Here is a 12,700-nt window from a genome sequence, read left to right on the forward strand (position 1 = left end):
GGGGGGGGGGGGATTGCGTCACGGGAGGCGCCGGCGCCCTATTTGGCGGCGTGAGGATGTGCAGATGTCGCTAGACCGGGAATGCGTGGCCGACGGCGCCGTATTTGGGGCGCTAGCAGGGGTGAATGTCGCTAGAACGGGAATGCGTTAAAGACACTGATTTGCAGCTCCGCAAAACTGCAGGTCAGGGAATTGTCGCAAAATTCGGAGGCGTGCCTGTGCTGACAGATTCCCGTTCTAGCGACATTTCGACCTTCGAAGTGCAACTTTTCCGACAGTTGGTGCCACGAGTTGCAATAGCGCGAGCATCTCGGCACTGAGAGCCAGGGTGGCTAGGGTGGCCAGGGCGGTGACAGTGGCCAGGGTGGCTAGGGTGGCCAGAGTGGCGTCGGGTGGCCAGCGTGGCGACGGTGGCCAGGGCGGCGATGGAGTCGGTAGCGGCCGAGCAGGAAGCGGACTAACTTAGGGTAGCCTGTTGTGTGGTTAGCCTTACCTTTGTAATATAGGCCCGATTGCTGTGTTGGCCGTAGCCGAAAGAGGCCATCAGTCTCTTGGGGCTACGGGTACTTTACAGCGTTTCAAAGAGTTCCTTACGCGTTAGGCTTTCACATGTTTCGAAACAATTCGCTGACCCGTCGAGCGGCGCTGAAGACCGTCGCTGTCTTGGCAGCATCCACTCTTGTTCTGTCTGGTTGCTCCCGAGGCGACGACGCGACGGCGTCAAAAAATGAGGGCACCGGGGACGAGCGCATCGCCGCAGTTGGCCTGGGAGACAGCGATACCTTGCTCGCTCTAGGCATCCAACCAGTCCTCGTAGCGCCCTGGGGTGCTGAGGGAGATGTTGATGCGTCTGGCGTCGGCCCATGGGCTACCGAAAAGCTCGGCGACAACAAGCCTGAAGTGGTTTACGGTACTGCCAACGGATTCACTGCTGAAATCCTGGAGAAGATCTCCGCCGCTGATCCGGACAAGATCATTGCGGTGAACTCTGCCGTAGACGCGCAGGCGAAGAAGGCGCTTAATGACATCGCCCCAACCACCGTTAAGCCAGACGGTGCCACGGACTGGCAGATCCCCTGGCGGGATCAGGTCAACCAGATCGCCGGCGCTGTAGACAAGCAAGAAGAAGGCGACAAACTCGTCGAAGAAACGCAGAAGGCCTTCGATGATTTCCAACAGCAGCACCCTGAGCTCAAAGGAAAGCGTGCGGCTATCGTCATGCCTTATCAGGGAAAGATCGGCCTGTACACCTCCGGTGACGGTCGCGGGCAGTTTATCAAGAGTCTGGGCTTCGAGATCCCGAAGGAGCTCGAAGGTAACGGGGGCGAGTTCTACCGCGACATCGCGCCTGAGAACTACAGCGACCTCAACAACGTCGATTACCTCTTCGTCCTTGATTACCAGGGTGCCGCCGATACCTTGAAGAAGGATCCAACATTCAGCAAGCTGGACGTTGTTCGCGAAGGCAAGGTCCGCTGGATGGACGAAAACGTGGGCAATGCAATGAGTATGCCGAACCCATTGACCATCCCCTGGGCAGTCGACAAGTTCTCTGACACAATTTAATTGAAAGTGTCCGTTTCAAGAACTCGACATTCTTTGGTGTTTTCCCGGCGTTTGCTTACTTCGGCCGTACTCGTTGGCTTGGCTTTGCTGCTGCTTGCCTCCCTGTACTTGGGTTCCAAAGATCTTTCCATTGGCGAAGTGACCAGCATCCTTATCCATGGTCCGCACCCATCTACGCAATCCGGCATCAATGCTGAACAGTCCGGCATCATTTGGGACTTGCGCGTTCCGCGCACCCTCTTGGCTGTGATCACAGGCGCAGCCCTGGCTATGGCGGGTGCCATTGCTCAGAGCTGGACCCGCAACCCCCTGGCAGATCCCGGTATTATCGGCGTGAACGCTGGAGCAAGTTTCGCAGTCGCTGCGGCACTGACCTTGGGCTGGGCAACGACGGTCGGGGAGCGGACACTTGTAGGGCTCGTCGGGGCGGCCGTCGCTGCCTTAATCGTGCTGTTGATTTCCCGCGTATCGCGTAACCCGCTAACTCTGGTACTCGTGGGCGTGGGAGTTACCTTCGCCCTGCAAGCAGCCACGAATATGCTGAGCCTCTATTCTTCCGACACCCTGGAAGGGCTCCGCCGCTGGACCGTTGGCTCTACGGCTGGGCGGGGTATGGAAGACGTGGCCTTAGCTGCTTTAGGTCTAGCACTAGGTGCTCTATGTGGTGCGCTTGCAGCACGCCCGCTGGATCTACTTGCGATGGGAGAGGACTCCGCCCGTTCCCTTGGCAGCTCGCCCACGAGAACCCGCTTGTTGGCTGCTGCAGCGGTGATCATCCTCGCCGGCTCGGCGACAGCCACTGTGGGGCTTGTGACATTCGTGGGCTTCGCCGTGCCACACCTACTACGCCCGTTTACCGGCCCGTCCCTGACTCGCCTCTTGCTGCCGACCGGCATTGTTGGTGGCGCGGCTGTGTTGCTAGCCGATATTGTGGGCCGCTTCGTCCTGCAGCCTAACGAGCTGGAAATGTCCATTGTCTTAGCTATTGTCGGTGCCCCAGTGATGATTCTGGCGGTGCGACGTAAGAAGAGTTCACCGACCTCGAATGACTCGGAGCTGACGATATGAGCGATATGACGTCTATCCGTAGTATTAAGCGTTCACGAAGCAGACGCGTCTTGGCGGCTTCGGCAGGGTTCGCCCTCATAGCGGCTCTTTGTTACTGCTTAATCCTGGGGCAAGGAGCGGTGAAGCTCAGCCCGATGGAAGTCATCGAGGTTCTCACCGGTGGGGGCACACAGCAAGCAATCAACGTGGTGTGGGATCTCCGCCTGCCTGTAGCAATCGCTACCGTTCTGGTCGGCGCGGCTCTAGGGCTGGCAGGTGCGTGGACTCAGACCATGGCCCGCAATCCGCTGGCCAGCCCGGACATTCTCGGTGTATCCGGCGGCGCAGCGGTTTTGGTTGTGGCGGGCACCGTAGTTACCCGCCCTGCATGGAGTGAGGGGGTGCCGACGTTCTGGTGGCGTGCTGCACTCGCTTTGCTTGGCGCACTAGTGATCGTTGGTTTGCTCGTTCTACTCGGTGGCTTCGGGACGTCGCAGCGCGTAGTGGTCATCGGCCTGGCACTGTCTTTCCTCACGCAGTCTTTAGTGCAGTATCTCCTGCTCCGGGCTGACTTAACTCGTGCCACGGATGCCCAAACTTGGCTCGCTGGGTCTACCGGCTTTGTGCGTATGGAAGCTTTGTTGCCTATGGTGTTGGGCCTGTTGCCCTTCGTAGTTTTAGGCCTCTGTGTTACGCGCGATGTCCCTCTTCTTTCTCATGATGACGCCACCGCGTCCACACTTGGGGTAAATGTCACGAGGGTGCGCGCTATTTTGCTCATTGCCGCAACGGGCATTGTCGCGGTGGTGGTTTCCTTTGTCGGCCCAATTGGATTCGTGGCACTATTGGCTCCTCAGCTGGCCAAGCTGGTGGCCGGAACGCCCACGCCCCATCCGTTGTGCTCTACTTTTGCAGGCGCTGCTCTATTAGCTGCGTGCGCCGTCGTGGCGGGCGCACTGCCATTTACATCCCCTGTGGGTTTGGTTACCGCCATCATCGGTGGCCCCGCGTTGGTGTTGCTTGTGTGGTTGGCGGCCCGTCGCGGAACTCTGAAAGGAATGGTTCAATGAACGTTCAAGTTGATCACGTCACCGTGGGCTACAACGACGGCCCAAGCATTGTTAAGGACGTGTCTTTCACTGCAGAGCCCGGGAAGGTCACCACGCTCTTAGGCCCCAATGGTTGTGGCAAGTCGACGTTGCTCAAGACGCTTTCTCGGCTGCTTGCTCCCGCCGAAGGACGGGTTCTTGTAGAGAAAAAGGACGTGCATAGTTTGCGGTCGCGCGAAGCCGCCCAACTAATTGCGCTTTTGCCACAACACCCGCTGTGTCCGGCGGGATTGACCGTTGGAGAACTTGTGGAGCGCGGACGGCACCCTTATCGTCGATCGCTCTGGGGTGGGGGAGCGACGGCGTCAGAAGATAAAGAAAAAGTGCGCGAGGCGCTGAAGAAGACGAAGGTTGACCATCTTGTTGCCCGCGACGTGGCGGAGCTTTCTGGCGGCCAGCGGCAGCGGGTCTGGATGGCGATGGTGTTGGCGCAGGATACGCCAATTGTGCTGTTGGACGAACCGACTACCTACCTAGATCCGGCACATGCGATAGAGATTCTAAGTATCGTGCGGGAGCTCGCTCAAGAGGGCAAGACGGTGATTACCGTACTTCATGATCTTGGCCTGGCGGGAGCTTTTAGCGACGAGATGATCGTCATGAAGGAAGGGGAAAAGATCGCCGAGGGTTCTCCAAAGGAGGCTCTGACGGTGGATGTGTTGCGCGAGGCATATGGCCTGAATGCCGAGGTGTGGGAAGATCCCCGCGGTATGGCTCCGATTATTGTGCCGCGAGGGATTGTGGCTAATTAAGGCCGTGCCCTGCCTAGGAACCAATAGGGGCACCACTGCACGGATTCGCTATTGAGGCCCCAGGTGTGAATTGCGTGGCTCCGTACTTCCTTGCAGAGCTGTCCTTCACCCGCGACCCAGACGTACTTCGACTGTGTTGCGGGGTGTTCGGCACGGTCCAGTTGCTGTAGGTGGGACATCACTGCCGTGCTGAAGTCCGTTGTAGCGCTAAACAGCACTTCTAGGCTGCCCAGCTTGCTCTCCCAGTCGGCGACGAGGGATGGCTCGAGGTCACCATGGTTCTCGGCGACCACTACGAGGTGTATGTCGCGCAACTGTTCCGGGGCAAACGCATCCGCGTAATCCAAAATGGCGCGAACGGAAGGTACGGCAGATGGGTCTGCGATAAGTGTTTGTGAACTTTGCGCGCGGTGCCAGAGGCCCTGGCATGTCCAGATGCCTACCTGGTCGCCAACACGAGTTGCAAGAGCCCAGGCGAGCCCTGGTCCGACGTGCTCATCCTTTGGATTTTTGACGCCATGTGTCGCCACGTCGAAAGTTATCTGTCCGCACTCGGGATCGAGTGAGCGTACGGTGTACCAACGTAAATTTGGGCGTTGGGTCTCCGGCATGGCTGTAACGCTTGCGCGGATATTGGCGCCACCTCCGTGGAGTGGTAAATGGAGATTCTCGCCGGGCTTAGCCGGCATAAAGAGGCCAAAGAATTCGTCCGGGCCGGAAAGCTGAAAGCCGACTAGCTCGGGGGAGCGGATGACAATCCTCTGCAGGTTTTCTGCCGGGGCGCTGACGTCATAAACAGTGGCGCGGATGATTCGATGGTGCGGTTCAGAAGGGGCGGCCAAGAGTAGGTGGTCAGAAAAGGTCGCGCGGTAGGCGGAAGTGTTCGTCGGAGTGTTCAGGGTAACTGGGTTCGAGGTCATAGTGGGAGTTAACTTACCCTTACCTAAAGCAAAAGTGAAAGGGTGAGGGGCAGAAAAAGCCCCGCGGGGATCCGAGGTGAACTGGTCCCCGAAAGTTGGACTGGTTTAACTCTAGGCGGTTAGGGCTTCAAGGGTCTGATTTCGATATTGCATCGGGGTCAGGCCCTTGAGTCGTTGTTGGACGCGTTCGGTGTTGTACCACCCGATGTACTCATCGATCGCCTGGTTGAACTCTGCGACAGTGTCGAAGACTTCACCGTGGTACATCTCGGTTTTCACGTGGCCGAAGAAGTTCTCCATGACCGCGTTGTCGTAACAGTTGGCTTTACGCGACATCGACTGAACACCACCGTTGTCGCCAATCAGGTCACGCCACGAGGCATGCTGGTACTGGAAACCTTGGTCAGTGTGCATCATCCACCCGGGTTCAGGTGCCCACGCCGCGATCGCCTTGGACAAAGAATCGGTGGTCAACGCTGTCGACGGCGATGTAGCCACGGTGTGGGCAACAATTGAACGGTCGAACAGATCCATCACCGGTGACAGATAGACCTTGCGGCCTGCGATTCTAAACTCGGTGACGTCGCTGACAAAGACGGTATTTGGCTTATCTGGGGTGAACTTGCGGTCAAGCTTGTTGTCAGCAATGTGGCTGATCGTCCCAACATAGGAAATATACGGTCTGCGCTGGCGAATCTTAGCTCGAAGCCCCATCTGGCGCATGAGTTTGTAGACGAGCTTGTGGTTGACCACCCAGCCCTGGTTGCGTAGGTCAAGCAGCACTCGCCGGTAGCCGTAGCGATGCTTGTTACGCTCGAAGCTTTCCCGAATCGCTTGCTTGAGAACGGCGTGCTTATCTGGCTTACTGAGTCGTTGCTGGTGGTAGAAGAACGTCGACCGTGGCATACCTGCTGCCTCTAGCAGGTGCTCCAGGCGGTGGTGAGACTTGAGGATGACAATCGCCTGGACTTTCAGGCGCGTCCCTGATTCCTCAAGTCCCGCAATTTTTTTAGATAGGCATTTTCGGCCCGCAACCGTTCGTTTTCGCGACGCAGCTTGTCTTCCTCCGACAGCGGCTTCGGCGTGACCGATCCTTTGGGCCTGCCCTTCGGCTTCGGTTTCAACGCGTCATCGCCGTCTTTGCGCCATTTCCACGACCACCCGCGGACCAGCTGCTGTGATGACAGGCCAAATTCACGCGCAAGATCCATCGCTGTCTCGCCAGCAAGGTGGCGTTGGACAACTTCCTTCTTAATCTCAAACGAATACTGCTGCTTAGTCGGTTTCTCCACAAGACATAGCCTGCCATGCAGCACAAACCGACAATAGAGCCGGCGCACAGCGTGTTTGGAGACACCCAGAGCATTAGCAGCGGCTCTATAGCCCATGCCCTGCTCAAATAGTTCAACCAATTGCTCGCGCTGATATTCACTTAGCGAACTTCGTGCTCTCAATGACAACTACTCCCCACTAGTCGGTAACTGATTTCTCAGTCCAACTAATGGGGAGCAGTTCATTAGGTGCCGAGGCTTTTCTGCTGGAAAAGGCGAGCCTGGTTTGGGGTGACCAAACGGCTAGCAGTGTGACCCGTGACATGCGACGTTTGGGCATAAGTGCAGGTTAAATTTTGCCGTTATTCTGTTTCCAATTTCCTGGCTGAAGTGGGTCGAATTTCTATATTGTGACCGTTTTTCATCACCGGTACGGTTTTCGTGTGAGCACGGCAGTGGCCGCAAAGGAGAAGGCGAGAAGCCCTTTACCTTCAGCTCTGGGCATCGCGCCACACCATTTATCTACACTTCATTTTTCTAAAGGATCATCATGGATAACCTGTGCAATATCTGCGAACTGATTTCCTGCTTGCCAGCACCGGCTCCGCTGCCGGTACCTGAGTTCAACGTGAACTTCCCGGAGGGCCCGCTGATTCAGGTCGACTCTCTGTTCCCGAACTTCCACTCTCTGACTGAGGGCGGCAACCTGGGTCTGCAGAATATTGGCGGCAATCAGGACAACGCTCTGCAGAACGTCGGTGGCAACCAGGGTCTCCAGAACGCTGGCGGCGACCAGCTGAACGGTGGCGACCAGATTGGCGGCGACAAGCTGGACAAGGGCGACAAGGTCGGCGGCGATCAGGTTAACGACAAGGGCCAGATTGGTGAGCGTCAGTCCGGTTTCCAGACCGGTGGCCAGGATCAGAGCCTGCAGAACGTCGGTGGCGACCAGGGTCTGCAGAACGGAGGCCAGGAGCAGGGGCTCCAGACTGGCGGTAAGAATCAGAACGGCCTTCAGACTGGCGGCCAGGAGCAGGGGCTCCAGACCGGTGGTAAGAACCAGGGTGGCCTCCAGACTGGCGGCCAGGAGCAGGGTGCCCAGACCGGCGGCAACAACCAGGGTGGCCTGCTGGCCGAGGACGGTGCGGGTGACAACCTGCCAGTCGACCTGGACCTCACCGGTGCAAAGGCTATCTAAGGCCGTTTAAGCTGACTTAGGCACTGCACTACAACGACACTGCGCAGCTATTAGCTCTCGCAGCTATTAATACGTAACAGCGCACGAGCGCCTTCTCACTCCTTGTGGAGTGGGGAGGCGCTTTTCTGTGTTTATAGCTGGCGACGTTGGGCCGATCCGAGTTACTGACTGCGTTTATGACAAAAATGGCCCGAAAAATGTCCTGAAAGCGTCATAAACTCGCACAGTTTCACATTTGCAGTCCCCTATTCAGTCGCGTTTTACATAACGTGATCTGTTGGAATGCCGTGAATCAGACCCATTTTTGTCTATTAACCGCGGATGGAGAGGTTGGGGCGGAGAGGCGATTATTTATGCAGCCGCAATTAGCACACAATTATGTGGCTTATTAAATGATGTCCGGGGATTCTTTTGCAAATAGTCTTGAGACATCATTTTTGCTCTTAGAGATTTATTGGCTTGCATTTTCATTAGGTGGGGGTGGGGTGTCATTTGTGCCGTAACTCACAATTATGAAAATCGTGACATGGGAGACATTCTAACCCAAATTAATGGTCGGGGATTCATTGAAAAAACTTCATATGCGCAGGTTAATCGTGATTTTATGGGTTGAATGGCTAGGTGTCGTGGCGAAAGGTGGAACTTCGGCATGTGTGTGGTGTCCAAATGTCCACCCCAGAAAAAATATGCAAACAACAATTATTGACATTGAAATAAAAGACAATAGGGGTGGCAATTAAATGGCTCAACAAACATAAAATGTATTTGTTATATTCGGGGACGGCCAACGCTATAAATGAGAATTAGAAGGCGATGTCAACTGGGCTACCTGTGATGGGGGCTGGAGACGCTTATGCGTGGTCATTGATTGTTAATTGAAGGCTGGAAAGGTAGCGAAAGGTGTATAACGCACTGAAATCGAAGGAAGGGGGAGGGCTCATGTTCGGTCGTTTTACAAACGAGAAGCGCTGGTTGGCGCTTTTTAGCTTCGTGGCTGTGCTCGCTCTTTTCTTCGCTAAATCTCCAATAATTGCGCATGCGCAGGAGGCAGAAGACACTGGCGAAACCCTGACGATCCAGAAGATTTTGAGTGTTCCTGGAACAGTTAAGGGTGTTGAAGCCAATGGAAATGTCCGTGATTTTGGGCCACTTATTGCGGCCTTTGACGAGGCTGCAACTCCATATGGTAGCCACAAAATGGGTTACTGCATTGAGGCCAGCGTCGGCGGTGATCTTTATGACACCGGTCGTGTGCAGAACTTCAGTCAGTTCTCGCGCAGTACAGATACCAATAACAAGCTGCGGAACGACTTTGACCGATACCGGAAGCTCAACTGGATTGCGCACCACGGTTCGCCAGCTGTTGGTTTGGATGAACTGGGGAAGGCAGCTGGAGTTAAAGGACGTCTGAATGTGCTGGATGCCAATAACGCAACTCAGTTCGCTCTGTGGCACTTCTCCGATGACATTGACTTCTCCCAGGGCATTCACAACCCATCGACGAAGGCTGTCTACGACTACCTCACTGGTCCGGCTAACATCGGTCAGGGCACCGTCGACGGTACGAACCGCACTGGCTACATTTTCAACAATGGTAAGAAACAAGACATCATTGTGATTGATAATGTCACGCCGTCTTCAGGTGAAGTTCCGGCAGAGCCGACGAAGCCATCTGAGCCAGAGAAGCCGACCGAACCGGAACAGCCAACAGAACCGGAAAAGCCAACTACTCCGACCACTCCTGCGGAGACCACGACCCCGTCCGAGTCGACCAAGCCGTCCGAGTCGGAGAAGCCGACCACGCTTAAGCCGTCGATCTCCACTCAGGCTCGCCTAAACGGCAACAAGATTGTTGCGGGCGCTGTGGTTAAGGACATCGTGAAGTTCACTGACCTGGTTCCGGGTAAGAACTACCGTCTGGATGCCACCCTGGTGGACAAGACCAATGCCGACCGCATTCTGGGTACCGGCAGCGTCGAGTTCACTCCGGAGACCTCTTCGGGTGAACAGACTGTCATGATTACCGTCTCCGATGATGTGGATGAGCCGGTTTCCGCTGCTGTTGCATTTGAAAAGCTGACCTCGACAGAGGTCACCGCCGATGGCCAGGACAACGCCGATGGTCAGCCGGTAGAAATCGCCTCCCACGAGGACATTAACGACGCAGCTCAGACCGTTCACGGCGAGAAGCCGGAACAGTCGACGACCTCCGAAGAGACTCCGACGAGCGAGGAGACAACCGAGGAAACAACGGAGCCGTCGTCCAGCGAGACCGCTACTTCTGAGACCAGTGAGTCTGAGGCTCCGACGACGTCGGAAAGCGAAGAGCAGCCGAGCTCTTCGACGACTACTCCTAACGCCTCCGAGTCCACGAAGCCGGCTGCCCCGACGGAGCCGACCGAGCCGACTGACAGCACTGAGTCGCAGACCACGGAGCCGACCGAGTCGACTGAGACCACCGAACCGTCTAAGCCGAGCGAGCCCGCTGATACGCCGCTGGAGCCGGAGCTGCGCACGGTAGCCGAGCTTGAGGGCAACCGCATTGAGGCCAATTCCAAGGTTGTTGACACCGTACATTTCGAGGGTTTGGTGCCTGGTAAGAACTACACCCTCTCCGGTGAACTGGTTAACAAGGCTGATAGCTCTGTAATTGGTCATGGCGAGGCGACGTTCAAGCCGACGTCGGCAAGCGGTACTGTGACTGTCACTCTCGAGGTGTCTGACTCTGTTAAGTCGCCTGTTGCTGAGGCTGTCGTGTTCGAGCACCTGACCTCTGATGAGGTTGACTCGACTGGTAAGGAAAGCGCTGGTCAGGTCAATGAGATCGCTGACCACGCAGATATCAATGACGCAAGCCAGACCGTGACTGGAGAGGTCCCGGAGAAGCCGGAAGACACCCCGACTGAGGAAAGCGAAACTCCGTCCGAGGAGACGACCGCACCGGCGACCAGCTCGACTGAGCCGACCACGTCCACTGTTCCGGTAACTCCGAGCGAGGATGAGCCGTCCGAGCAGCCGGAGACGACACAGCCGGAAGAGCCGTCTGAGACGACAACTCCGTCTAAGTCTGAGTCCGAAAAGCCGAGCAAGCCGTCCAAGCCTGCCCAGCCGGAGAAGCCGAGCAAGCCGACGAAGCCTGCTCAGCCGGAGAAGCCGAGCAAGCCGTCCAAGCCAGCTCAGCCGGAAAAGCCGAGCAAGCCAAGCAAGCCTGCCCAGCCGACCAAGCCAGCTCACCCGGAGAAGCCGAGCAAGCCAGCTCACCCGGAGAAGCCGAGCAAGCCAAACCATCCGAGCACCCCAGCTCAGTCTGAGGACAACCCGGCTATCACGACTACTGCCGGTATTGCCGGCAAGGGGCTGGTTGAGAAAGGCGCTGTCGTCATCGACACCGTGCACTTCACCGGTCTGAAGCCGGGTACGAAGTACACCCTGACCGGTGAGCTGATGTGCAAGGAGACGGGCAAGTCCACTGGCGCTAGGAGCCGCCTGCACTTTGTGCCGACGGCATCCGCAGGCACGGTTGATGTTCCGATCATCATCACTGACGGCGACTGCGCTTCCCAGGTTGCCTTCGAGACTCTGACCGATGCCAAGGGCAAGGAAGTTGCTGTTCACAAGGACATCAACTCCGCAGAGCAGACTGTCACGAATGGCAAGACCCCAGAGAACACGCCATCTGAGCAGCCCAGGGATGAGGGCGAGCAGAACACGCCTAACGACGATTCCTCCGCACCGACCAGCGACTCTGCCACCCCGAACACTGTGATTAATCAGCATTCGGAGCAGAACAACACCAACGTCACCATCATCGGCGGCACTGGCCAGGATAAGCAGAAGAACCACGGAAAGCCGTTGGCTCCGAACTCCGAACGACGTGCAATTAGTTCGGTTCCGTCTGGCCCGACCGGTTTGGCTACTCACGCTCTGCCGACGGTAGCCACAAACTAAGGAGATTCCATGACCGATCAGTTTGGCTCGGACGAGACCGGAAAGGAACCTGGAAATGCTCCAGGATTCGAACCGAGCATCGAAGCGGAAGCCGAAACCGGCGCACCCGACCACGTTGATGCGTTTGACCAGGACGAAGACCAGGCCGACGGTCAAACCGAAGACCTGCAAGACGTGCCTTGGTGGAAGCAGCCAAGGGTGTATATCGCCGCTATTGCATTGATCGGCGTTATCGCTCTACTGGTGATTGCCCAACTGAACCGCAATGATTCAGCGCTCGATGGTGCGCAGGAGAATCTGCCCACTCCAGCACAGGGTTCTCGGGGAGCTGTGCACGAGATGGAGATGCTCATTGATGGTAAGTCGGCTCCGATTGATTTCGTTCAGCTGACTGATCAGGGATCTCTGATTCCGCCGACCGATATTTCGCGCCTTGGCTGGTATTCCGCCTCCGCGATTCCCGGTGAGGAAGGTGCTGCTGGATCGTCCGTCATTACCGGTCACGTCAATGAGGTGGACCAGGGCGATGGCTACGCTGCACGTTTCGCGGACCTGAAAGCTGGTGACACTGTCACGGTGAAGGTAGATGGCGAAAGCCGCGACTTCACCGTCAGCAAGGATCCAATCCAGGTGGTCAAGGGCGCTCAGATGCCCGAGTCCGTCAACGATGCAGTTGGCGAGAACCGCTTGGTCCTCATTACCTGCGGAGGCGAGTTCGTCGGCGGCACGTTGGGATACGCCGACAACATCATCGTCGAGGCCATTCCAGTGCGCTAATCCAGTGCGCTAATCCAGTGTGCTAAGGCACTAGGGCACTGGGACGCAGCCTCAACTAATTGACCAATTTCATTGGCTGCGACTGTTGAACGCCGTCGAACAACGGCGGCGC

Annotated in this window: 8 protein-coding genes and 1 pseudogene; 7 read left to right on the forward strand and 2 right to left on the reverse strand. The window is 56.8% G+C overall.

Annotated elements, in window-relative coordinates; genetic code table 11:
* Nucleotides 1-609: 609 nt before the first annotated feature.
* From HMPREF2847_RS08930 to HMPREF2847_RS08945, 4 genes are read left to right on the forward strand one after another with little or no spacing between them, the layout of a single operon-like run.
* Complete coding sequence (locus HMPREF2847_RS08930; protein WP_070852187.1) at nucleotides 610-1,566, forward strand: iron-siderophore ABC transporter substrate-binding protein; 957 nt, start codon at nucleotides 610-612, stop codon at nucleotides 1,564-1,566.
* Nucleotides 1,567-1,617: 51 nt separating this feature from the next.
* Nucleotides 1,618-2,634: a FecCD family ABC transporter permease gene (locus HMPREF2847_RS08935; protein WP_246821997.1), complete on the forward strand. Its 1,017-nt coding sequence runs from the start codon at nucleotides 1,618-1,620 to the stop codon at nucleotides 2,632-2,634.
* Nucleotides 2,631-3,683 (forward strand): FecCD family ABC transporter permease, encoded by a 1,053-nt coding sequence (locus HMPREF2847_RS08940; protein ID WP_370449822.1) that lies wholly within the window; start codon nucleotides 2,631-2,633, stop codon nucleotides 3,681-3,683. The genes HMPREF2847_RS08935 and HMPREF2847_RS08940 overlap by 4 nt, the downstream gene beginning before the upstream one ends.
* Complete coding sequence (locus HMPREF2847_RS08945) at nucleotides 3,680-4,474, forward strand: ABC transporter ATP-binding protein (RefSeq protein WP_016421888.1); 795 nt, start codon at nucleotides 3,680-3,682, stop codon at nucleotides 4,472-4,474. Before HMPREF2847_RS08940 ends, HMPREF2847_RS08945 begins: the two co-directional genes overlap by 4 nt.
* Here the strand turns inward: HMPREF2847_RS08945 and HMPREF2847_RS08950 are convergent.
* Nucleotides 4,471-5,394: a siderophore-interacting protein gene (locus HMPREF2847_RS08950; RefSeq protein WP_070852189.1), complete on the reverse strand. Its 924-nt coding sequence runs from the start codon at nucleotides 5,392-5,394 to the stop codon at nucleotides 4,471-4,473. The two genes, HMPREF2847_RS08945 and HMPREF2847_RS08950, sit on opposite strands and share 4 nt — an antisense overlap.
* Nucleotides 5,395-5,505: 111 nt before the next feature.
* Nucleotides 5,506-6,760: pseudogene (locus tag HMPREF2847_RS11345) on the reverse strand (IS3 family transposase).
* A gap of 455 nt (nucleotides 6,761-7,215) precedes the next feature.
* On the opposite strand from HMPREF2847_RS11345, the gene HMPREF2847_RS08965 reads away from it, so the two are divergent.
* The 3 genes from HMPREF2847_RS08965 to HMPREF2847_RS08975 all read left to right on the forward strand — a co-directional run bounded on the left by HMPREF2847_RS08965 (nucleotide 7,216) and on the right by HMPREF2847_RS08975 (nucleotide 12,588).
* Nucleotides 7,216-7,863 carry a hypothetical protein gene (locus tag HMPREF2847_RS08965; protein WP_049190903.1) on the forward strand — a complete coding sequence of 216 codons (648 nt, stop codon included), beginning with the start codon at nucleotides 7,216-7,218 and terminating at the stop codon, nucleotides 7,861-7,863.
* A gap of 939 nt (nucleotides 7,864-8,802) precedes the next feature.
* The gene (locus tag HMPREF2847_RS11905) at nucleotides 8,803-11,811 is read left to right on the forward strand and encodes a VaFE repeat-containing surface-anchored protein (protein WP_070852192.1); all 3,009 of its coding nucleotides are present in this window, start codon (nucleotides 8,803-8,805) and stop codon (nucleotides 11,809-11,811) included.
* A 9-nt stretch (nucleotides 11,812-11,820) separates the two neighbouring features.
* Nucleotides 11,821-12,588: a class F sortase gene (locus HMPREF2847_RS08975; RefSeq protein ID WP_070852193.1), complete on the forward strand. Its 768-nt coding sequence runs from the start codon at nucleotides 11,821-11,823 to the stop codon at nucleotides 12,586-12,588.
* The last annotated feature ends 112 nt before the right edge of the window (nucleotides 12,589-12,700 follow it).

Origin of the sequence: Corynebacterium sp. HMSC074C03 (genome assembly GCF_001838285.1) — a bacterium.
GTDB classification, from domain to species: Bacteria; Actinomycetota; Actinomycetes; order Mycobacteriales; family Mycobacteriaceae; genus Corynebacterium; species Corynebacterium amycolatum.